24 protein-coding genes and 3 tRNA genes are annotated in these 21,372 nt (G+C 65.5%); 10 read left to right on the forward strand and 17 right to left on the reverse strand.

Annotation, left to right across the window (positions count from 1 at the left end; genetic code table 11):
- Window positions 1–5 precede the first annotated feature (5 nt).
- From X803_RS0108145 to X803_RS0108160, 4 genes are all read left to right on the forward strand, one after another.
- The gene (locus tag X803_RS0108145; RefSeq protein ID WP_026544757.1) at window positions 6–1,004 is read left to right on the forward strand and encodes a sugar phosphate isomerase/epimerase family protein; all 999 of its coding nucleotides are present in this window, start codon (window positions 6–8) and stop codon (window positions 1,002–1,004) included.
- Window positions 1,005–1,100: 96 nt separating this feature from the next.
- Window positions 1,101–1,928, forward strand: coding sequence for an ammonia-dependent NAD(+) synthetase (gene nadE, locus X803_RS0108150; protein ID WP_026544758.1), 828 nt, complete (start codon window positions 1,101–1,103; stop codon window positions 1,926–1,928).
- 74 nt (window positions 1,929–2,002) lie between these two features.
- Window positions 2,003–2,803: an exodeoxyribonuclease III gene (locus X803_RS0108155; protein WP_026544759.1), complete on the forward strand. Its 801-nt coding sequence runs from the start codon at window positions 2,003–2,005 to the stop codon at window positions 2,801–2,803.
- A 3-nt stretch (window positions 2,804–2,806) separates the two neighbouring features.
- The gene (locus X803_RS0108160; protein ID WP_026544760.1) at window positions 2,807–3,655 is read left to right on the forward strand and encodes a DUF8083 family protein; all 849 of its coding nucleotides are present in this window, start codon (window positions 2,807–2,809) and stop codon (window positions 3,653–3,655) included.
- Here X803_RS0108160 and X803_RS0108165 read toward each other — a convergent pair whose 3' ends face one another.
- From X803_RS0108165 to X803_RS0108190, 6 genes are all read right to left on the reverse strand, one after another.
- Complete coding sequence (locus X803_RS0108165) at window positions 3,656–4,384, reverse strand: alanine--tRNA ligase-related protein (protein WP_026544761.1); 729 nt, start codon at window positions 4,382–4,384, stop codon at window positions 3,656–3,658. It abuts the gene before it with no gap.
- Window positions 4,385–4,410: 26 nt separating this feature from the next.
- The gene (locus X803_RS0108170; RefSeq protein ID WP_026544762.1) at window positions 4,411–5,421 is read right to left on the reverse strand and encodes a LacI family DNA-binding transcriptional regulator; all 1,011 of its coding nucleotides are present in this window, start codon (window positions 5,419–5,421) and stop codon (window positions 4,411–4,413) included.
- A gap of 25 nt (window positions 5,422–5,446) precedes the next feature.
- Window positions 5,447–5,650 (reverse strand): hypothetical protein, encoded by a 204-nt coding sequence (locus tag X803_RS18670; protein WP_035778297.1) that lies wholly within the window; start codon window positions 5,648–5,650, stop codon window positions 5,447–5,449.
- A gap of 10 nt (window positions 5,651–5,660) precedes the next feature.
- On the reverse strand, window positions 5,661–6,518 hold the full coding sequence (locus X803_RS0108180; protein WP_253907423.1) for a carbohydrate ABC transporter permease: 858 nt from the start codon (window positions 6,516–6,518) through the stop codon (window positions 5,661–5,663).
- Window positions 6,519–6,556: 38 nt separating this feature from the next.
- Window positions 6,557–7,540 carry a carbohydrate ABC transporter permease gene (locus X803_RS0108185; protein WP_026544764.1) on the reverse strand — a complete coding sequence of 328 codons (984 nt, stop codon included), beginning with the start codon at window positions 7,538–7,540 and terminating at the stop codon, window positions 6,557–6,559.
- A gap of 151 nt (window positions 7,541–7,691) precedes the next feature.
- A complete protein-coding gene (locus X803_RS0108190) occupies window positions 7,692–8,963 on the reverse strand; it encodes an ABC transporter substrate-binding protein (RefSeq protein ID WP_026544765.1) in 1,272 nt (423 codons plus the stop codon).
- A gap of 243 nt (window positions 8,964–9,206) precedes the next feature.
- Between X803_RS0108190 and X803_RS0108195 the strand changes: the two genes are divergently transcribed.
- Window positions 9,207–10,802, forward strand: coding sequence for a glycoside hydrolase family 13 protein (locus tag X803_RS0108195; RefSeq protein ID WP_156930016.1), 1,596 nt, complete (start codon window positions 9,207–9,209; stop codon window positions 10,800–10,802).
- 59 nt (window positions 10,803–10,861) lie between these two features.
- Here the strand turns inward: X803_RS0108195 and X803_RS0108200 are convergent, their stop codons facing one another.
- From X803_RS0108200 to X803_RS0108240, 9 genes are all read right to left on the reverse strand, one after another.
- Window positions 10,862–11,470, reverse strand: a complete 609-nt coding sequence (locus tag X803_RS0108200) for a hypothetical protein (RefSeq protein WP_026544767.1) — start codon at window positions 11,468–11,470, stop codon at window positions 10,862–10,864.
- A complete protein-coding gene (locus X803_RS0108205; RefSeq protein ID WP_026544768.1) occupies window positions 11,467–12,054 on the reverse strand; it encodes a DUF6286 domain-containing protein in 588 nt (195 codons plus the stop codon). The genes X803_RS0108200 and X803_RS0108205 overlap by 4 nt, the downstream gene beginning before the upstream one ends.
- Window positions 12,051–12,428, reverse strand: coding sequence for a hypothetical protein (locus X803_RS0108210; protein ID WP_026544769.1), 378 nt, complete (start codon window positions 12,426–12,428; stop codon window positions 12,051–12,053). Before X803_RS0108210 ends, X803_RS0108205 begins: the two co-directional genes overlap by 4 nt.
- The gene (locus tag X803_RS0108215; RefSeq protein WP_026544770.1) at window positions 12,422–12,613 is read right to left on the reverse strand and encodes a DUF2273 domain-containing protein; all 192 of its coding nucleotides are present in this window, start codon (window positions 12,611–12,613) and stop codon (window positions 12,422–12,424) included. The genes X803_RS0108210 and X803_RS0108215 overlap by 7 nt, the downstream gene beginning before the upstream one ends.
- 9 nt (window positions 12,614–12,622) lie before the next feature.
- Window positions 12,623–13,063: an Asp23/Gls24 family envelope stress response protein gene (locus X803_RS18675; protein ID WP_035778299.1), complete on the reverse strand. Its 441-nt coding sequence runs from the start codon at window positions 13,061–13,063 to the stop codon at window positions 12,623–12,625.
- 69 nt (window positions 13,064–13,132) lie between these two features.
- Window positions 13,133–13,597, reverse strand: a complete 465-nt coding sequence (locus X803_RS0108225) for a hypothetical protein (RefSeq protein WP_026544771.1) — start codon at window positions 13,595–13,597, stop codon at window positions 13,133–13,135.
- A gap of 151 nt (window positions 13,598–13,748) precedes the next feature.
- Window positions 13,749–13,824, reverse strand: a tRNA-Phe gene (locus X803_RS0108230).
- A 55-nt stretch (window positions 13,825–13,879) separates the two neighbouring features.
- A tRNA-Asp gene (locus X803_RS0108235) sits at window positions 13,880–13,953 on the reverse strand.
- Window positions 13,954–14,015: 62 nt separating this feature from the next.
- Window positions 14,016–14,088 (reverse strand) — tRNA-Glu (locus X803_RS0108240).
- Between the two features lie 128 nt (window positions 14,089–14,216).
- Here X803_RS0108240 and X803_RS0108245 point away from each other — a divergent pair.
- From X803_RS0108245 to X803_RS0108255, 3 genes are all read left to right on the forward strand, one after another.
- Window positions 14,217–14,576, forward strand: coding sequence for a metallopeptidase family protein (locus tag X803_RS0108245; RefSeq protein WP_026544772.1), 360 nt, complete (start codon window positions 14,217–14,219; stop codon window positions 14,574–14,576).
- Between the two features lie 38 nt (window positions 14,577–14,614).
- Window positions 14,615–15,532 (forward strand): cation diffusion facilitator family transporter, encoded by a 918-nt coding sequence (locus tag X803_RS0108250; RefSeq protein ID WP_026544773.1) that lies wholly within the window; start codon window positions 14,615–14,617, stop codon window positions 15,530–15,532.
- A 141-nt stretch (window positions 15,533–15,673) separates the two neighbouring features.
- A complete protein-coding gene (locus X803_RS0108255; RefSeq protein WP_026544774.1) occupies window positions 15,674–17,143 on the forward strand; it encodes a C40 family peptidase in 1,470 nt (489 codons plus the stop codon).
- On the opposite strand, the gene X803_RS0108260 is transcribed toward X803_RS0108255, so the two are convergent.
- Window positions 17,140–18,156: a universal stress protein gene (locus X803_RS0108260; protein WP_051470587.1), complete on the reverse strand. Its 1,017-nt coding sequence runs from the start codon at window positions 18,154–18,156 to the stop codon at window positions 17,140–17,142. The genes X803_RS0108255 and X803_RS0108260 overlap by 4 nt on opposite strands.
- 263 nt (window positions 18,157–18,419) lie before the next feature.
- Between X803_RS0108260 and X803_RS18680 the strand changes: the two genes are divergently transcribed.
- Window positions 18,420–19,115: an FAD-dependent monooxygenase gene (locus tag X803_RS18680; RefSeq protein WP_253907418.1), complete on the forward strand. Its 696-nt coding sequence runs from the start codon at window positions 18,420–18,422 to the stop codon at window positions 19,113–19,115.
- Window positions 19,116–19,154: 39 nt separating this feature from the next.
- Here the strand turns inward: X803_RS18680 and X803_RS0108275 are convergent, their stop codons facing one another.
- Window positions 19,155–19,835 (reverse strand): copper resistance CopC family protein, encoded by a 681-nt coding sequence (locus X803_RS0108275; RefSeq protein ID WP_051470589.1) that lies wholly within the window; start codon window positions 19,833–19,835, stop codon window positions 19,155–19,157.
- Between the two features lie 92 nt (window positions 19,836–19,927).
- Between X803_RS0108275 and X803_RS0108280 the strand changes: the two genes are divergently transcribed.
- Window positions 19,928–21,372, forward strand: a 1,445-nt coding sequence (locus X803_RS0108280; RefSeq protein ID WP_253907419.1) for an NCS2 family permease, incomplete at its 3' end; no start/stop codon positions are given.

Genomic DNA, 21,372 nt, shown 5'->3' on the forward strand with positions numbered 1-21,372 from the left:
AATACATGGCACGCAACTTCACCCTGTTCACCGGCCAGTGGGCGGACCTACCGTTCGAGAAAGTGGCCGAACTCGCCGGCCAGTGGGGCTATGACGGGCTGGAGATCGCCGTCTCCGGTGACCACCTCGACGCCTGGCGCTGGGACGATGACGCCTACATCCAGAACCGCCTCGACATCCTGGAACGCAACGGGCTGAAGGTCTGGACCATTTCCAACCACCTCAAGGGCCAGGCTGTCTGCGACAACCCGATCGACTTCCGCCATGAAACCATCGTGGGGCCGAGGGTGTGGGGCGACGGCGATCCCGAGGGTGTCCGGCAGCGTGCGGCCGAGGAAATGAAACTCACCGCGAAGCTTGCGCAGAAACTCGGGGTGAAGACCGTCGTCGGCTTCACCGGATCCTCGATCTGGCAGTACGTGGCAATGTTCCCGCCGGTGAGCCAGGACGTGGTCGACGCCGGCTACCAGGACTTCGCCGACCGCTGGAACCCCATCCTCGACGTCTTCGACGACTGCGGCGTCCGGTTCGCCCACGAGGTGCACCCCTCCGAAATCGCCTACGACTACTGGTCCACCCGCCGGGCGCTCGACGCCGTCGGGAACCGGCCGGCGTTCGGCCTGAACTGGGACCCAAGCCACTTCATGTGGCAGCAGATCGACCCGGTGGCCTTCATCTCCGACTTCGCTGACCGGATCTACCACGTGGACTGCAAGGACACAAAGATGCGGATGGGCGGCGGCCGCAACGGCATCCTCTCCTCACATCTGCCCTGGGGAGACCCCCGCCGCGGCTGGGACTTCGTCTCCACCGGACGCGGCGACGTCCCCTGGGAGGACAGCTTCCGGGCCCTCACCGCCATCGGGTATGACGGGCCGATCTCGGTCGAGTGGGAGGACGCCGGCATGGACCGCCTCGAGGGCGCGCCGGAGGCGCTGGCGTTCCTCAAGAAATTCGACTTCGCGCCGTCGTCGTCGTCCTTCGACGCAGCCTTCAAGCAATAGCCGGGCACCCCCCTCCAGAAGTTTTTGTCGCCGATCTGCTGCTTTGAACGCGTTATAACGGCAGATCGGCGACAAAAACTTAGTAACGTGGGCCGTATGCGTGAACTCCAGGCGAAGATCATCGACGAAATGGGCGTACGCCCCACCATCGACACAGCGGAAGAGATCCGCCGGCGCGTGGACTTCCTGAAGGACTACGTCCGGGCCAGCGGAACCAAGGGCTTTGTGCTCGGGATCAGCGGCGGCCTTGACTCCACCCTCGCCGGGAAACTCGCCCAGCTGGCGGCGGAGGAACTGCGGGCCGACGGCGCGGACGCCACCTTCGTGGCCGCCCGTCTCCCATACAACGTGCAGCATGACGAGGACGACGCCCAGGCCGCCCTGGCGTTCATCCAGCCTGACCGGTCAGTGGTCTACAACGTTGCTCCCGCCGTCGACGGTTTCCAGCGGGAATTCGCGGCCGCCGCAAGCAACGAAATGTCCGACTTCAACAAGGGCAACGTCAAGGCGCGCGTCCGCATGGTCGCCCAGTACGCGCTCGCCGGCGACGACAACCTGCTGGTCATCGGTACGGACCACGGCGCGGAATCGGTCACCGGCTTCTTCACGAAATACGGCGACGGCGGCGCGGACATCCTGCCCCTGTTCGGGCTGAACAAGCGTCAGAACCGCCAGCTCCTCAAGGACCTCGGCGCCGAGGAACGCCTCTACAACAAGATTCCCACGGCCGATCTGCTCGATGACAAGCCCGGCCAGACCGACGAACACGAACTGGGCCTCACCTACAACGAGATCGACGACTACCTCGAGGGCAGGGACGTCCCGGAGGAAGCGGCACAGCTCATCGAACGCCGCTACCTGATGACCCGCCACAAGCGCACGGTTCCGGTGACCATCCACGACTCGTGGTGGCGGCAGCACTGAACCGCTGATTCCGGGCCGTGGCACGGGTCGGAACGCTTATCAGCATCACCCGCCGATTGGGTAACGTAGCCACTGTGAAGATTGCGACCTGGAACGTCAATTCCCTCCGAGCCCGTGCCGACCGTGTGGAGGCGTGGCTCGACCGCTCCGATGTGGACGTCCTTGCCATCCAGGAAACCAAGTGCAAGGACGACAACTTTCCCTGGGACATGTTCGAGAAGAGCGGCTACGAGGTGGCGCACTTCGGCGTGAGCCAGTGGAACGGCGTGGCCATAGCGTCTCGCGTGGGCCTGACCGACGTTGAGCGGACATTCCCCGGCCAGCCCGTGTTCGGCAAGGACACGGATCCGGTCCAGGAAGCCCGAGCGATCGGCGCCACCTGCGGCGGAGTGCGGGTGTGGAGCCTGTATGTGCCGAACGGACGCGCGCTCGGTGACCCGCACATGGCGTACAAGATCGAATGGCTTGAGCTCCTGCGCAAGCACGCCGTGGGGCTGCTGGAATCCGACCCGTCGGCCCAGGTTGCGCTGACCGGTGACTGGAACATCGCGCCCCGGGATGAGGATGTCTGGGATATCGACCTGTTCCTCAACAACGGCTACACCCATGTCAGCCCTCCCGAGCGCGCAGCCTTCCACGCCTTCGAGGATTCAGGCTTCTCGGACGTCGTCCGGCCGCACACTCCCGGACCGGGCGTGTACACCTACTGGGACTACAAGCAGCTGAGCTTCCCGAAGCGCATGGGAATGCGCATCGACTTTGTGCTCGCCTCCCCCGCCCTGGCCGAGCGCGTGAACGGGGCGTCGATCGACCGCGAGGAGCGCAAGGGCAAGGGCGCCTCCGACCATGCACCGGTCATCGTGGAGCTGGCCTGACCCATGGCGGACGTGCCGGGCGCGGGCCGCAGTTTCCCCTACGTTTCCTTCCTGCGGGTCTACGAGCCCCTGGACGCCTTCAGCGATGCCCAGCAGCTGGCCATCCTGGAACAGCGCACCCGCGAGCGCCGCGTCACCGAACAGCTTGACCGCGCCGATGCGCTGCGGCGCATCACGCGCCTGGTGTCGGATCCCTTTCCGCACCATGCGCAGGACCTGGTGCGGGTACTGCACTTCCCGCGCAGCAATGGCACCACCGCCCCGTTCTACTGCCCCAACCAGCTGGCCGTCCGGACTTTCCTGGCCGCCGAGTCCCTGGAACAGACCATCCGTGGCCCGCTCCTGGATGTCCTCCTTCCCGAGGTTGCCCGTGAGGCGCACCAGGCGAGACTGGATCCGGAGACACTGACCGAATCCACCGCCAAGCTGCACACCCGCTCAGCCACTTGGGGCGTCCCCTTCGCCTGGTTTGTCCTCATCCATGAGGACGACCTCACGGAAGTGATCGACGACGACGGCGAGGTCCACACCGTCCGGGTCTCCGTGACCATCAGCGAGTGCATCGACCGGGCCCGGCGGGCAGTGGCCAACCTGGCCATCGCCGCACCGGAGCTGGACCTGCTGGAGGAACTGACCGAGATCACCGAGTGGCTTGAGACCTTCCGCCGCGACGCCGTCGTCGAACTGGATTACGGGCCGGTGGCCGATCTCGTGTTCCCCGATGAGTCCCCCATGGACGTTCGGATGGGCATCGAGTGCCTCGCCGAAACGGACATGACCGGCGCCGCCGCGGCATACCGGCGGCTGGCTTCGCGGTGGGTCCCCATCCGCCAGCTCGCCCGCGCCTCCTAGCTAGTTGAGGCCGTCCACTGCGTAGGACACCTTGGTGATGCCCTTCTTCGACCTGACCTTTGTGATGTTGAGCTTCCCCACCTCGGCAACGTCCTGCACATGGGTTCCGCCGCAGGGCACGCCGAAATCCGCGTTGTAGAGCACAATCCGGGCGGGCTTGTTGGTCGGGATATTGTCCGGGACGTGCCGACAGTAATCGCCCATCTCGGCCACCGGCATGAAGCGGATCTCGTTGCGGCTGCCCTCGGCAATCACGGCCGCGACCTCCTGCTCCACGCGCTGCCGGATCTCCTCGGCGTCACCCGGCAGCTCACCGTTGTACTCCACGAAGGACATGTGCGGATAGTGCGCGCCCTTCCCGGGCATCCACGGCAACCCGAGCCGCTCCACCGCGAGGTCCACAATGTGACCCGCGGAGTGGAGCCGGGTATTAACGGCCCGCCGCTCGGCATCAACCTCCAGTACGACGGCGGCACCCACCGACAGATTTCCCTCACCCAGGTGGTGCACCACCTGGTGCTCATCGAGCCGCACCTCCTGGACGGTGAAGGCGTCGTCTCCAGCGCGGATTGTGCCGGTGTCCCAGTCCTGTCCGCCGCCGCGGGGGTAGAAGCAGGTGCGGTCCAGTTCAATGTCCGTCCGGCCGTCGTCGAGCGCGGTTACGGCGGTAACGGTGGCTGAAGCGGTCAGCACGTTGAAATCGTCAAGGTAGAGGAGCTCGGTAGCCATTCCTCCAGCGTAGACGCCGGTACCGTTCAGTGCAGTGGCGGGCCGGTCGAGGCGCGCTCGATGAGTTCATGCGGCTGCGTCACCGGCCCGCCCTCCAGCTTCTTCCCCTCCAGTTCGGCAAGCATGAGCTCGGCCGCGTAGGCGCCCTGCTCCTCGGGCATCTGGCGGACGGTGGTCAGGCCCATCGGATCAGCGAACTCGTGATCGTCAATGCCGATCACCGACAACTCCCCGGGAACGCTGATTCCCAGCTCGGCCGCCGCGGTCAGGGCCCCGAACGCCATCTCGTCCGATGAACAGAACAGGGCGGTGGGACGTTCAGCGGCGTCGGCGAGCATCGCCGTAACGGCAATCTTGGCCTCCTTGAACCGGAAGTCCCCAAAGACGGACCACTCCTCCCGGACCGGGAGCCCGTGGGCTTCCATGGTCTCCTTGAAGGCGTCATTCCTGATGCGAGGCACGTCGAAGTACATACCGAAGGAGTCGCCGCCGCGCACATGCCCAATACGCGTGTGTCCCAGCGCGATGAGATGCTCCACGGCGTCCCGCACCGCGGCGTGGTCATCGATGCTCACGTGCGGCACACCCTGTACGCTCCCGCCGACCACGATGGTGGGCGAATCCAGATCCCTCAGGGAGCGGTACTCGTCCTCGGTCAGCTCCATGCACATCACGATCAGCGCATCGATGCGTTTGCGGAGGATCGAACGGTGGAACACCCGTTCCCGGTTCCCGCCGAACCCGCCCAGGCTGAACACGATCAGGTCATACCCCGCGGTGCGCAGCTGCCGGTCGATTCCGTCCAGCATCGCCGAGAAGTACCACCGTTCAATGGAGGGAAGAAGGACGCCCATGGCCATGGTCCGCCCCGACGCCAGGCCGGAGGCGGAGGACGACGGCACGTAGCCCAGCTCCCGCGCGACGGTCAGGACCTTCGCCCGGGTGGCCGGTGAGACCCCCGTCAGCCCCCGCAATGCGCGGGAAACCGTGGCGGTGGACACTCCGGTAGCTACAGCGACATCCTCAATGATGACCACGGTGCAGCACCCTCCCCCTCAGTATTTACCTGTCTTCGCGCGGCCTGATTTTGAAGAGCCCCCACATGCTCAGCACGATCGTGAGCAGCGCCACCGACCACATGGCGGCATTGTCCCGGCGCAGCTGGATGGTGATGATCACGACCACCAGCACGACGGCGAAGAACCCCAGAAACCCGATCAGGATATCGAGGTTCTCCGCCAACCGCTCTTTGCGTCTATTCGCCACGGACCATGCCCTACTTGACCGCTCCGGCGGTCAGGCCGGCAACGATACGCCGCTGCAGGACCAAAACCAGCAGCACCAGCGGAATGGTCACGATGGTTCCCGCCGCCATGACCGCGGTGTACGGCTCCTGCTGCGGCTGGCTGCCGGCGAAGGATGCGATGGCCACCGTGACCGGCGCCGTCGAGTCGCTGGACAGCTGGCTGGCAATCAGGAACTCATTCCACGCGGAGATGAAGGCGAGGATCGCCGTCGTAAAGACAGCCGGTGCCGCGAGCGGCATGATGACCTTACGGAACGCCTGGCCGGGCGTGCAGCCGTCGATGCGCGCCGCTTCCTCAAGTTCCCAGGGCATCTCGCGGAAGAATGCCGTCAGCGTGTACACGGTGAGCGGCAGGACAAATGAGATGTTGGGAATGATCAGCGCCTGGTAGGAACCGATCCAGCCGATATCGGTGAAGAGCTGGAAGAGCGGGGTGATCAGGGCGACGCCCGGGAACATCGACGCACCGAGGATCACGCCGAGGATGACGAACTTGAACCGGAAGTCGATCCTCGCCAGGGCGTAGGCAGCGAACACGCCCACAACCAGCGCGATCAGTGTGGTGGTTGCACCGATGAAGAAGCTGTTGAACAGCGCGAGCGTGAAGTTGTTGCCCGCGTCGGTCGCGAACGCCGTCCGGAAGTTATCGAGCGTGACGTGCGTCGGGTAGAACGCAGTGTCATAGGTGAAGGCGACATCCCGGAATGCCGTGATGATCATCCAGTAGAACGGGAGGAGACACCAGATGACAATGATCGCGGCGCTGATGTAGGTCCGGATCGCAGCCCACCGTTCACGGGAAGCTGCGGCCCGGCGCCCGGGGGTCATCTCCGTGGCACCGCCCGACGGGGTTGCTACTGCCTGTGTCATTTGGTGACCTTCGCCTTCTTGATCACGCCGGAGCCCTCAGACACGTTAGCCCCGAGGAATCTGACAAAGATAAACGCGACGATGAAAATAATGATGAATGTCAGCGTGGATAGCGCCGCCGCGCTGTTGAAGCCCTGGCGGATCTGGTTGACCACCAGGATTGACAGCGTGGTGGTTCCGTTGGCGCCGCCGGTGAGGATGGCGGGGAGATCGTACATGCGCAGGGCGTCGAGCACACGGAACAGGACCGCGACCATGAGGGCGGGCTTGACCAGCGGAAGAGTGATGTAGCGGAACCGCTGCCACGTACTGGCACCGTCCATTTTCGCTGCCTCATAGACGTCCCCGGGGATCATCTGCAGCCCGGCGAGGATGAGCAGGGCCATGAACGGTGTGGTCTTCCAGACGTCCGCGATGATGATGGCCCATTTGGCCGGCCATTCGGAACCCGTCCAGAGGATCGAGGTGTTGAACAGTTCGTTGGCGATGCCCTGGAAAGCGAAGATGAAGAACCACAGCTTCGCGGTGACAGCGGTGGGGATGGCCCAGGGCACCAGAACAGCGGCGCGGACCAGGCCGCGGCCCTTGAAGGAACGGGCCATGATCAGCGCCATCCAGAACCCGATGATGGTCTCAAGGGTCACTGTGACGGCAGCGAAGAAGAAGGTGATCCCGGTGGCGTTCCAGAACTGGGACTCGAGGGTTCCTGGCGGGCAGGGTACCGTGCCGCCGCCGGCCGCCGGGCACTGCTGCAGGATCCAGGCGGTGTAGTTGGTGAAACCGGCGAAGCCTCCGTCGGTGAACAGACCGGTCTCCGGGTCAAGCCCGGAGTCGGCCTGGAATGACATGACGATACCGCTGATGATCGGATACACGATCACGATGCCCAGCAGGATCAGGGTCGGCGCTATGAGGATTGTTGCCCATTTGTTCTTGGAAGCCGCCCGGCGGTCAGCGCTCTCCGCCGCCTGGTGGTGCATCTTCGCGTTGGGGTCTTTCTTGCCCCTGGGTGGCACTGCCAGACGTGTGGCCATGACCCGTCCTTTCAGTCCCGGCAACCGTGCCGGTTAGTACAAGCAGGTACCGATGGCGGGAGCGCTGGATGCACTCCCGCCATCGCTGTGGTGTGCGTCAGGAACCGGCCTGACTGATGGAAGCCGCCATATCCGTCAGCGCCTCATCGACAGTTTTCTGTCCCTGGAGCGCAGCGTAGGCATTTTCCTGGATTGCAGTGGTCACCGCGGGGTAGAACGGTGTGACCGGACGCGGAACGGCCGTCTCGATGGAATCGCGCAGGACCGGCAGGTACGGAAGCTGCTCAACGAGCTCAGGGTCGTCATACAGGCTCTCCAGCACCGGAGCCAGCGAACCCTGGGTTACGTAGAAACGCTGCTGCTCTTCCTGCGTGATGAATTCCAGGAAGTCGCGCGCGGTTGCCTTGTTGTCCGAGTACACGCTGATCGCCAGGCTGTGCCCGCCCAGTGAGGACGCACCGGAACCATCGGCGCCCGGGAGCGGGGCCATGCCGAGCGAGTCCTTGACCTGCGAGGATTCCTCAGTGGTTGCCAGGCTGTAGACGTAGGGCCAGTTGCGGTGGAAGAGCAGGTTGCCCTCCTGGAACGCGATGCGGCCCTCTTCCTCGGTGTAGGTGATGGCTTCTGCCGGGATGTTGCCGGACTCGAATGCTTCCACCAGGTTTTCCAGGCCGGCCTTTGCCTCCGGGGTATCGAGGGTGGGCTCACCCGCCTCGTTGATGACGGTTCCGCCGGCACCGTTGATGGCCTCCGAAGCGTTCACGGTGAGGCCCTCATACTGTGCGAACTGGCCTGCGTAGCAGCCCATGTCATTTTCCTCGGCGATGGAGCACATTTCCATCATTTCGTCCCAGGTGGTGGGCGGTTCCTCAATCAGGTCCGAGCGGTAGTAAAGGATACCGCCGTCGGAGTGCTGGGGAGCCGCGTACAGGGTGTCCTGGTAGGTTGCGGAATCCACCGTTGCAGGCAGCATGCCCTCGGTGTCGATGGCCATGTCGCCCTCAAGCGGCTGGATCCAGCCCTGCGCAGCGAACTCGGCGGTCCACACCACGTCCACGGAGACGACGTCGTAATCAGCATTCTGTGCCTGGAAGTTCTGGACGAGGTCATCATGCTGCTGGTCAGCCTCATCGGTCTGTTCCTTGAAGGTCACCTCCTCGTCGGGGTGCTCCTCATTCCACTTCTCGATCAGTGGCCGGACAACACCGCTGTTGTCCTTGCCCTGTACGTAGGTGATGGGGCCGCGGTCTTCGAGACCCTCTTCCGCAGGACCGCCGCCTTCGGTGGATCCGCCGCCACCGCAGGCCGAGAGCAGAAGAGTGAGAGTTGCCGCGGATGCTGCTGCGGCTAGAGATTTCTTGTTCTTCATGTACATCTTCTCTCCAGTGAGAAGGCGGAATCGCATACCGCCCGTTGAGTGATGCCTGTCACTCTAGTAAGCTCTCTGGTGTTACGCAAGCGCTTACATACAGAGCTCCGCGAGTTTATCGAAAGGTTATCCGTGTCCCTCCAAGCCGCACCCGCACCCGGCAAACAAACAACTGCCTGGTGGGAAGACGCCGTCATCTACCAGATCTACCCCCGCTCCTTCGCCGACGGTAACGGCGACGGCATGGGCGACCTGCACGGCATTACCGGCAAGCTCCCGTATCTGCAGAATCTCGGCGTCAACGCCGTCTGGCTCTCCCCCTTCTATGTGTCACCGCAGGCGGACGCCGGATACGACGTCGCCGACTACCGGGACGTTGACCCCCGGTTCGGTACGCTTGCCGACTTCGACACCATGCTCGCCGAGGCGCACCAGCGTGGCCTGAAGGTCATCGTGGACCTGGTGCCGAACCACACCTCCGATGAGCATGAGTGGTTCAAGGCTGCCCTGGCCGCCCCGAAGGGTTCCCGCGAGCGCGACCGCTACATGTTCCGGGACGGGCGCGGCGAGAACGGCGAACTGCCCCCGAACAACTGGCAGTCGATCTTCGGCGGCAATGCCTGGACGCGGGTTGCTGACGGCCAGTGGTACCTGCACCTGTTCGACACCAAGCAGCCGGACCTGAACTGGGAGAACCCCGAGGTCCACGATGAAATGATCTCCGTCCTGCGGTTCTGGCTTGACCGGGGTGTTGACGGTTTCCGCATCGACGTGGCGCACGGCCTGGTCAAGGCCGAGGGCCTGCCCGACTGGGCCGGCCGCGAGAGCATGGTCGGTGATGTGAAGAACCCCGACGCACTCGAGGAAGCCACCGCAACGGAACCCACACCGCCGTACTTCGATCAGCCGGGCGTCCACGCAATCTACCGGAGCTGGAACCGCGTCCTGGCCGAATACCCCGGCGACCGGATGCTCGTCGCCGAAGCCTGGGTGGAACCGGCCGAGCGGCTCTTCCACTACGTACGCGCCGACGAAATGCAGCAGGCGTTCAACTTCGACTTCCTGCGTGCCGGGTGGGATGCCGGGCGGCTCAGCGCCAGCATCGTCGAATCGCTCACACAGGCGGGCAACGTCGGGGCGCCGAGCACCTGGGTGCTGTCCAACCATGACACCGTGCGGCACACCACCCGCTTCGGCCTGCAGGATCCGACACAGCTTCCCAAGGGAGTCGGCCCACTGGACGAGCAGCCCGATGAAGCCCTGGGGCTGCGCCGCGGCCGCGCGGGCATCCTCACCATGCTGGCGCTCCCTGGTTCGGCCTACCTGTACCAGGGGGATGAGCTGGGCCTGCCGGAGCACACCCTGCTCGACGACGCCGTCCGCCAGGACCCGGCGTTCTTCCGCACCGAGGGCGTTGAGCGCGGCCGGGACGGCTGCCGCGTGCCCATTCCGTGGAAGGCTGACGCTCCCGGTTTCGGCTTCACCACCACCAACGACGACGGCGCTGCCGCCCCCTGGCTGCCCCAGCCGGCCTCCTTCGCGGAGTACGCGGCGGACGTGCAGGTGGGCCGGCCCGGATCGGTTCACGAGATGGTGAAGTCGGCACTGTCGGAGCGCTCCGGGCGAATGCTCGGCCGTGGAGCAATCGAGTGGGCGCCCGAGCATCGCCCCGAGGACGGCGTGGTCGCCTTCACCAATGAGTCCATCCTGCTGGTGGCAAACATGGGTGAGGCACCGATCCAGCTGCCCGCCGGCGTCGTGGTCGTGGCCAGTGCGGAAGATGCAGTGGCCGGACAGACGCTGCTGCCGGACAGCGCTGTCTGGATTGAGCGCCACTGACACCAGGCCGAAGCGGCCCCTGGATGTGACCAGTTCACTTCCAGGGGCCGCTTTTTCGTCTAGCGGACCCGCTCGGCACGCGTAAAGCGGGTGCGCGCGCCGCCGCTGATGCTGATCAATACCGGCGTCTGGACCCCCAGCGCAGCGTCGAGTGCCGTGACGAGCGCCGACACTTCATCTGCCACCACATCCGGCGCAACCCCCTGGCGCGGGGAGACCCTCACCTTCAGCGCGGGCCGGTTCCTGAACTCATAGGTGGACACGGCGGAATTGACCAGGTCCACACGCTCGCTGAGAGCCGCCTTCAGTGCCTGCTCAGCCACTGCGGCGTTGATGGTGACGCTGCCGGGAACCGGGGTGTCGCTGTCGTCATAGGCAAGCGTCCCCGAGCGGCCCTTCCCCTGGTTGGCCACCCACGCGACCATGAGGATGATCAGCAGGACCAGCAGCAGCGCCGCCACGATCCAGAGCCAGCTGTCCCGCTGGCCCGGAAGCGTGGTGGACTCCAGCACCCCGCCGATGGTGCCGCCGGCCCGGGCAGCGGTTGACTGCCACCACGCGGCAACCGCCGGAGTAGTGAGAGCCATCGCCAGCGCTCCGGCTGCCATCAGGAGGAGCCCGAACACCGCCAGGAGGATCCGGTTGAGGGTCCGTGGGGTCTGGTTCACTGCCCGATCACCCCTGACTCCGCGACTGCCACGCGGACCTCCGGCACAGGGTCCACGGCGGTCCGGCGCAGTTCATCCTCGACGGCAGTCTGCACCACCTGCGCGCTGACCGGGATGCCCGACGTCGGCCGCACCTGCACCTCCACCAGCCGCCGGCCGATGGTCACCAGCACCTGGTCCGGCGTGACGCCGGCAGCCACGCGGGCACGGCGCGCCAGCGAGGAGGCCAGCACCTCCGCATCGACGACGACGGCGGCACGCTTGTTCGGAATACTGAGCCGCGCCTTCCTGCCCGGCAGAACCGCGGCGAGGAAGAAGAAGAGTCCCAGCAGGAAGACCAGCGCGCCGGCCGCAGCCAGCACGCTCGGCGAGATACCGGCCGGAAGGGAACCGACCCAGCCGGCCGCGTCCTCGGGCGCCAGCAACCACGGGTCCTGGCCCAGTGCCTTCAGCGCCGTTTCCAGCATCAGGTAGAGGGAGGCAAGGATCACCAGCACAGCCAGGATCGTGGACGGTACAGCACGTGACGAGTGTGTTTCCCGCCGGATGATCTCGGCGGTCAGGCGCTCTGTCTCGTCCGTCACCTGGCCCTCCCGCCGTCAGACACCCGGGCGCCGGTGACCCGGATGTCCACGCGGCTGAGGCGCGATCCGCTCAGGCGCATGACCCGCTCGAGGATTTCCGCCTTGGCGCGGTGCGCGCGTTCCTGCACGGATCCGCCGAACACCTCCACGGCTGCCGGATCCGCGGCGACGCGGTGCAGGGAGGGAATCGCAATCGGCAGGGCGAGGCTCAGCGCAAGCAAGCCGGCGTCGTCGAACCAGCTGGCCCGGATGTCCCGGACCGGCACGCGGAGGACATCCGCTGCGACGGCGCAGGCAGTGCTGGTGAGGGCCTGCGTGCTGATCCGGTTGTGACCGGCGAGCCGCTCAGGCGCGGAGGGAGCGGCGGTCACGATGATGAGCGGCGTCCGGCCAGGGCATCACGCACACTGCGCAGGTCGAGTTTCCCCTCGGCGACCCTGCCGACAAACGCGCCGATAGCCATGAAAAGGGCCACCAGCAGGAAACCCCAGAAGTGGAAGATGAGCGCAGCGAAAGCCAGGACGGTGCCCACGAGGATCCCGACGACGGTGAGGTTCATGGTGTCTCCTTAGCTCGCCGCCGGGCGCGGCTTGTCGGTGCTCTTTGGATCATTCAGGCCGGGCACATGCACGTCATTGATCTCGACGTTCACCTCGATGACCTGCAGGCCGACGAGCTCACTTACCGCAGCGTAGACCGCGGCCCGGACCTGGTCGGCGACCGCGGTGAGCGGGTAGCCGTATTCGGCGACGAGATTGACGTCCACGGCGGCCTGGACCTCCCCGACTTCCACGTGGACGCCCTGGGCGAGATCACCGGCACCGACGACGTCGCGAAGCGCTCCGAGCGCACGGCCGGTACCGCTGCCGAGCGCATACACTCCGGGCACCTTGCGGGCGGCCAGGGCTGCGACCTTGCCGACGGCCGTTTCCGAGATGGTTGTCTTGCCGGTTGCTGACGCCGTGACCGGCACCATGCCCGCCGGCGGGACCTCCTGCTCGTTCTCCATGCTGGCACCCTTTCTCTTTCCGCCCAGCCTAACCCTTCCGCTGAACCTTTGACACGGGAGGGTTAAGGCTCAGCGAACGGGTTCGCTGCAGTGGTCCGCGAGCCACTTCTGCACCGGCTTCAGCGCTTCCCGGAAAGCGGGTTCGTCGAACTGTCCGGCCCCGTCCGGACCGCTCTCCGCGGCATCGCCTACCCGGGCAAAGTGCGGTTTGAGCTCGTCGGGCACTTTGCCGTGGAGATGGTGCAGCTGGTCCTCGAGTTTCGCCATGGTCTGCGGATCCTCATCACCCATGAAGCTCAGCGGCGCAAGCATCATCGATGACACCCCTGCCGCCACGATGAGGCAGTCTTCCATGGCGGGGACGGTGTTCCCGGTTTCATCGGCAAGCCCTGGGGCGGGCCCGGAGGGAGCCGTCTGTGGCGGCGTGGGAGACTCGACAGGCATGCTCAGGGTGCTCGTCGCCTCCGGAGCGGCACCGGCGCAGCCCGCGAGGGCCAGGGCACTCGAAGCAGCCACCGCGAACAGCAGTCTCACGCTGATGGTCCTTCCCGCTCCGGCCGTTGGTTGGTGTTCGGTGGAGCCTTTCCGCTTGCCGGCAACCCTCCACGGTATTAACGGTCAACGGGCCAACTCTTCTCCCGCACCCGGGCAAAGCAAAAGCCCCCGGTTTCCCAGGGGCTTTCAGTGGTGGCTCCGACCGGCGTCGATCCGGTGACCTTTCGATTTTCAGTCGAACGCTCTACCAACTGAGCTACAGAGCCTTGCAACCATCTTGTGATGATCACCGTCGACGTTCGGATTGCTCCGGCGTCTCAGCGACCCTGACGGGACTTGAACCCGCGACCTCCGCCGTGACAGGGCGGCGCGCTAACCAACTGCGCTACAGGGCCTTGCGATTTTGCAAGAGTTTTATCCTACCAGCACCGTTACGGTGCCTCGAACCACTCCTGCGTACCCCCAACGGGATTCGAACCCGTGCCGCCGCCGTGAAAGGGCGGTGTCCTAGGCCGCTAGACGATGGGGGCCTGGACCACACAAGTGCTTTACTCCTCGTTGTGGACCTCTAAAACTATAGGGCCTCGGTCTCGATTACACAAAACCGGTCCCGGCCTCCGGAAGAGGCGGCGGTAGAGTTTCCTGCGTGCCCATCGACATGAGCCTTGAAGACTTCGAATCGGCTGTGGATGACGCCATCGACCAGATCCCCGACCGGCTGGCCCGTGCGATGAACAATGTGGCGATCTTCGTCAGGGAGGAGTTCGAGCCGGGTCCCGGTGAAGAGCCTGATCCCGATCTGCTGGGCCTCTATGAAGGCACGCCGCTCACGGAACGGGACTCCTGGTGGGATGCGGGATCCCTGCCGGACCGGATCAGCATCTTCCGCCAGCCGCTCCTGCGGATGTGTGAGAGCCGCGAGGAACTGGTCGAGGAGATCCTCGTGACCGTCATCCACGAGGTTGCCCACCATTTCGGGATCGATGACGAACGGCTTCACGATCTGGGCTGGGGATAACCGGGGCCCGGGAACGGGCAGGGCTTCATACTGGTTGTATGGGCGCACACACTCACGGGCATCCGGTCACCGCCACCGGAAAACACCGCAAATCCCTGGTGCTGGTTGTGGTGATCACGCTCTCCGTAGTTGTCATCCAGGTGATCGGTGCCGCATTGTCCGGGTCGCTGGCCCTGCTCGCCGACGCGGGCCACATGCTCTCCGACGCCGCCGGCGTCTTCATCGCACTCCTTGCCTCCTGGATCGCAGGCCGTCCGGCGACGGCGCGCAGCACCTATGGCTACCAGCGTACGGAAGTTCTCGCCGCGCTCGCCAACGCCATGCTGCTGGCGGTGATCGCCGTCGTCATCATGATCGAAGCGTTCCGCAGGCTGGGTGAGCCGTCCGAGGTGCGGACGGACATCATGCTGATCGCGGCGCTGCTCGGCGGCGCGGCCAACCTGGTCTGCCTCATGATCCTGCATGGCGGGCACCGGGAGAGTCTCAACATCCGCGGCGCCTATCTGGAGGTGCTGGGAGATCTGCTGGGGTCGATAGCGGTGGTGGTTGCCGCCGTCGTGATTGCAGTGACCGGGTTCCGGCAGGCGGATGCCCTCGCCTCCATCCTGATCGCGGTCATGATCCTCCCCCGGGCGTGGAGCCTGCTCAGTGATGTGATCAACGTGTTGCTTGAATCTGCGCCCAAGGGCGTAGACCCTGCAATGATCCGCGAACACATCCTGACTGTCGAGGGGGTAGTGGATGCCCATGACATCCATGCCTGGACCATCACGTCCGGCGTCCCGGTGTTCTCGGCCCACGTGGTGGTGGACGCCGAAAGCCTCAACGCGGAGGGTGTGGACAGGATGCTTGACCGGCTGGTGCACTGCCTCAGCAACCACTTTGACACCGAGCACTGCACCTTCCAGCTGGAGCCGCTGGAGCACGCCATCCATGAGAGCCGGCAGCACGCGTGAACACGCCCGACACGCCGCCAAACGCTGAATCGGCCTAAATGACCGTCGTGTTATTTATGCTACTGGTGTGACAAATGTTGCCAATGTGACATTTGTGGCCATATCCTCGGACATGTTTGGTTACCGTCCGAGGATCGAGTCATGCTGCACACCTTTACAACGCGCGGGTATCCCGTACTCGCCGCCATGCTCGCCGGATCGCTCCTCACCGTCAGCCTGACGCCCTCCTCAGCCTTCGGCGCCCCTGCCATCCCCACAGCGGAAGACATCCGGGCCGCGGAGGACAGCACCGCACGGACCGGCGAACTCGTCACGGAGATCGAGGGCATTCTCGAAGACGCTGCGGCTGAGCTCCAGGCCGCACAGGTTGAGGCGATGAAATCGCAGGGTGCCTACATCGACGCCCTCGCCGAGCTGGATGACCGGCGGGCTGCAGCACAACGGCTTTCGGCGCTGGCTTCAGAGGCGGAACAGACCTACCGCACGGCGTCCTCGGAGCTGGGGCAACTGGCCGCCGACATCTACCGCGCCGGCGGGATCATGCCGGACAGCAGCCTGCTTGCCTTTGCGCAGGATCCGGGCAGCATCATGTACCAGGCCTCAACGGTCGAGGGGATGGCTGCCTCACGGTCGCGGACCGTGAGCCAGGCCGAAACGGCAGCGAGCTCGCTCGACTCGCTGAAGGCCGACGCGCGTCAGGCGGAAGAGGCAGCCGCCGAAGCAGCCGAAACTGCGGAAGCGGCCGGCGCTGCGACCGAGGCCGCCATGGCAACCGCCGCTTCCCTGGTGGAGCAGAAGCAGGCCGAACGCGCGACACTCGTCGCCCAGCTTGCCGAGCTGCGCGACACCACGGCCGCGCTGGAGGAACAACGGATTGCCGGGCTTGAACAGGCCCGGCGTGAAGCGGAGCTGGCGCGGATTCTTGCGGCGTCCGCGGAAGCTGCGGCAGCACTGCCCGCGGCGCCGGCGGCACCGCGATCGGCAGCTCCCACACTGGTCCCGCCGGTTGAGGCTGAACCCGCTGCCCCGCGGGCGCCACAGACAGCTCCTGCTCCCGTGCAGCCACCTGCCTCCGAGAGGCCGAATGCTCCCGCGCCCCGGCCAACGACGCCGGCTCCCACACCGGCTCCTGCCCCGCCAGCGCCCGCACCGGCTCCTCCGGCTCCCGCTCCGGCGCCTCCCGCTCCGGCACCCAAGCCCACCCCGCCACCACCCGCTCCCCCCGCAACAAATACCGGCGGAGTGGCCGCCGCGGTCAACTACGCCCGGGCGCGGATCGGGGCCCCCTACTACTACCAGTGGGGCGGCAACGGTCCACGCGGTTACGACTGTTCCGGGCTGACCCAGCAGGCGTTTGCTGCCGGCGGGATCTCACTTCCGCGCACGGCGTCGGCACAGTACTACGCCGCCCGCACCCACGTGCCGCTCTCCCAGGCGCAGTACGGTGATCTTGTCTTCTGGGGCGAGGGAGCCGGGATCTGGCACGTGGCGATCTACGTGGGCAACAACACCGTGGTGAACGCCCTCAACCCCAGCCAGGGCATTGTGGAAGTGAACCTCGCAAACATGAGCGGGATGGGCGCGCTCAACCCGCTCGCGGCCCGCTTCTAGGCGGCCATCGGCCCGAACTTCTCACGGTCGGCCAACCGCGGATCCTCGCGGTCCGGTACCACCAGCACCGGGCCTTTCGCGTGGTGCAGCACGCCCTGACTGGTGGAGCCGAGGAGCATGCCGGCGAACCCGCCCCGCCCGCGGGTTCCGAGCACAACCAGTTCGGCCCTGCGGGATTCCTCGATGAGCACCTCCACCGGCGGCCCGTCGAGCAGTTCGACCGAAATCTCAAGCTGCGGAAAGTGGCTCTGCAGCCAGGCCTTGCCTGCGTCGAGCTGCACCATGATCTCGGCATGAAGTGCATCGCGGTCAACAGGGGTAGGCATCCACGCCAGGGAACCGGTGAACGGCGGCAGCGAACACACTACCCGCAACGGGAGCCTGCGGGCCTCGGCCTGCTCTGCGGCCATCAGCGAGGCCATCCGCGCCTGCTCTGAGCCGTCGACTCCCACGACGACAACCTTCTCGACCTCCTCCGCGCGGGGGCACGGCTCCCCCTTGGGCTTCGGCGCCGAGACGCCCGCTTCATCGAGCCGCGGAGCACAAAAAAGCGGCACGACGACGGTGGGGCACTTGGAGTGGGCCGGAAGCGCCGAGCTGACGGACCCCAGCAAACGTCCGACGAAGCCGCCCCTGCCGCGCGATCCCACGACCATGAGTTCGGCTTCCTCGGAAAGCTCCAGCAGGACACCGGCTGCATCGCCGCTCTCCACGCGCGGCACGATGTCCAAGGAGTGGTGCCCAACGATCTTCCCGATGGCCTGATCCAGGACAGCCTGCGCACCCTCGCGGATCACGGAGTCATCCACGGTTGCGTACCCTGCGTCCATGCTCGAGGCGGCGAAGACCGGAACGGTATAGGCGGTGACTACGTGCAGCGGAGTCTGGCGCCGCTCGGCCTCATGCGCGGCCCAGACCAGCGCGCACATGCTCTGGTCGGAGCCATCAACCCCGACAACTATTCCGCGCCCCTCGAAAGGCCTCGGTGCACCCGGCACGTGAGCTTCATTCATGTTCCGCCTCCTTGCGGTTGGACCACATTGACACCATCGCTCAGCCGTCCGGTTATTTCTAGCCTACTCTTCAGTAGGGGGTCTATTCAGCACCCAAAAAGTTATATAGGCTTCGAGAATCGTTATCGGGCGGATGGTCTCCACAAAGGGTTCCCGCCCGCTTTCAGTGCGCTTGGTTGACCCGTTCGCAGCCAAGTGTCCGCACAGCCCGGAAGAGGCGCCGGGCTGTGCGGAATTCTCCTTCAAGCAGGAGGTTTTCACCGATGATGCCGGAGCCCGCCACCCGCGCGGCCGCTGATTCCTTCATGCCCGCCGCCGCAGAGATCACAACCACCGTGGTGATCGGCTCCGGGCTTTCCGGACTGGCCGTCGCCAGCGAGCTGAGCCGCCGCGGCGTCCAGTCCATCGTCGTCGAGAGTGTGGAGTGCCTCAATTCGGGCCCCAACCGCACCATCATGACGGACTCCGTGTCCCTGTCTGAACGGACGGAACTGCTGCGGCTGCTGCGCTGCTACGCGTCAAGCCATTCCCTGGACATCCGGCAGGAGACCGTGGCGGAGGGCCTCTGTATGGTGGGCTACTCCCAGGTCCTTCCAGCGCCCGTGCTGGGCGCCAAGAAGTGGGCAGTCCAGACACGGAACGGCGTCCTGCTCGCTGACCATGTGGTCCTGACCAAGTACCCTCAGAACCAGCTGCGTCGCTTTGTGCAGTCCCTCGGGCTGGCCCTGGGAAGCGATATCAAGGCGGCCCTGCGCGCTATCGGCCTTTACCTCATCGGTGTCGGCGATGTCCTGACGCCCACAACAAGGGAAATTGTCCGTCAGGCGAAACTCATCAGTGATTCGATCGTCACGCAGGGTGCGCGGGCGGCCCAGGCGATCCAGCCGGTCAAGGGCTCCGTGCTGGCCGCCGTCGCCGTGAGCGGTTCAGCCCAGCGCCGGTCCGCCATTACTGCCTGAGACCATTCCCCGCCTCAGACCCAGCGGCTGAGAAAGCGCCTATGCGGCGTCGCCGCTGTTGCCCTGCCGGAGCCTCCGCCGCGCACCCAGCGCCAGCACAATGGCGAGGGCGATCAGCACCGCGATCATGAGGATCACACCCCAGGACACATCAGAGCCCGCGGCCGGTTCCTGATCAAGCGCGCCCGGTTCGGCGGTCTCAATAGGGCCGGCCGTTCCCGCCGATGCGCGGGGCGATTCGGAGTCCGCTGGAGTCTCGGCAGCGGCAGGCGTTTCAGGTGCAGCGCCGCCGGTGGCCGTGAACTCGAAGGTCCCCTCGATGGGATGTGAGTCAGCGGAGACGACGCGCCAGTTCACTGTGTAGTTCCCGGCAGGAGCGCCATCGCGAACAGCCTGGGTGGCCACCGCGTCGGTGATGGACACTTCCCCCTCGGCCCAGTCCTCACCGCTCTCGTCGAGAACCTGGATGTCCGAGCCGATCGTCGCCGGAACGTTGGTAAAAGTAAGTTCGATTACCTCGGGGACAGCCTCAAGCGTGGCCCCGGCCTCTGGTGCGGACGCGCTCAGCTCGTCATGTGCCGAGGCGGCAGTGGCTGATCCGAAGATCAACCCGCCGGCGGCCAGGAGCAGGCCGGCCAGGAGCAGGGCCAGGTACCGGAAAAGCTGTGTGCCTGGACGTGCCGTGTGACATGCTGCAGCTGCTGCGGGGAACTCACTCATGATCCAAGCGTACGGGACCCGTCTGGCAGGTTCCTGGGCTACACATTGGATAGACTTTTCAGCGAACTCCCCCCACCAGCAGAGGAATACCTGTGCCTGCATCGCGCACCGCAATGGACCGCTACTTTCAGCTCACAGCCCGCGGCTCAACCTATTCGAGGGAGATCAGGGGCGGCATCGCCACCTTCTTCGCCATGAGCTACATTGTGGTGCTCAACCCGCTCATCCTCGCCGGGGCGGACGCCAGTGGAGCCAGCCTCGGCTTTGAGCGCGTGGCAGCCGTGACCGCCCTCGTTGCGGGCGTGCTGACCATCCTGATGGGCGCGTGGGCAAAATACCCCTTCGCGCTTGCCACGGGCCTGGGCGTCAACGCCTTTGTGGCGATCACGGTCGCCACAAATCCCGAGCTCACCTGGCCGGACATGATGGGAGTGGTGGTGCTGGCTGGGCTCACCATGCTCATCCTCGTCCTCACCGGGTTCCGCACCGCTGTCTTCAATGCCGTACCGGAAAGCCTGAAGACGGCGATCGTCGTCGGCATCGGTCTGTTCATCGCACTGATCGGGCTGGTGAATGCGGGCTTCGTCCGGCGCATCCCCGACGTCGCCCAAACCACTGTGCCGGTAGGGCTGGGCTTCGAGGGTGTGCTGCTGGGCTGGCCCACCCTGGTGTTTGTTTTCGGCCTGATCCTCACGATCGCCCTCGTGGTCCGGAAGGTCCGCGGCGGAATCCTGATCGGGGTTATCGCAGCGACCATCCTCGCGGTCATCGTCGAGGCGGTCGCGAACGTGGGGCCCAGTGTCGGACCGGAGGGCGCCAATCCCCAGGGCTGGTCACTCGTTGTTCCGGAGCTTCCCTCCGGTTCCTGGATCGGATTCCCGGATCTGAGCCTCATCGGCAGCGTCAGCGTCTTCGGTGCGTTCGGCAGTCTGGGAGCAACCGCTGCCCTGCTGCTGACCTTCACCATCCTGCTCAGCATCTTCTTTGACGCCATGGGCACCATGGTGGGCCTGGCCAACGAGGCGAAGCTGGTGGACAAACACGGCAACATCCCCGGGGTTGACCGCGTGCTCATCGTGGACGCCCTCGGCGCCGTGGCCGGTGGCGCAGGCTCGGTCTCCTCCAACCAGATCTACGTCGAATCCGGAGCGGGTATCGGTGAAGGCGCACGCACCGGCATTGCCAACATCGTGACAGGGCTGCTGTTCCTCGTCGCGATGTTCTTCACGCCACTGATTTCGCTGGTGCCGTTCGAGGCAGTGGCGCCGGCCCTCGTCGTCGTCGGTTTCATGATGGTGTCTCAGGTGGGCCGGATCGACTGGCAGGACTGGGGCATCGCCATTCCCGCGTTCCTGACCTTCACGCTGATGCCGTTCACCTACTCGATCGCCAACGGTCTCGGCGCGGGATTCATCGCGTATGTCCTGGTGCGTACCTTCCAGGGCAGGGCCAGGGAAATCCACCCGCTCATGTGGGCCGTCGCAGGGGCGTTTGTGGTGTTCTTCGGGATCGGCCCGATCGAGCAGCTGCTCGGCGT

Origin of the sequence: Arthrobacter sp. 35/47, assembly GCF_000520475.1 — a bacterium.
Lineage (GTDB): Bacteria > Actinomycetota > Actinomycetes > Actinomycetales > Micrococcaceae > Arthrobacter_D > Arthrobacter_D subterraneus.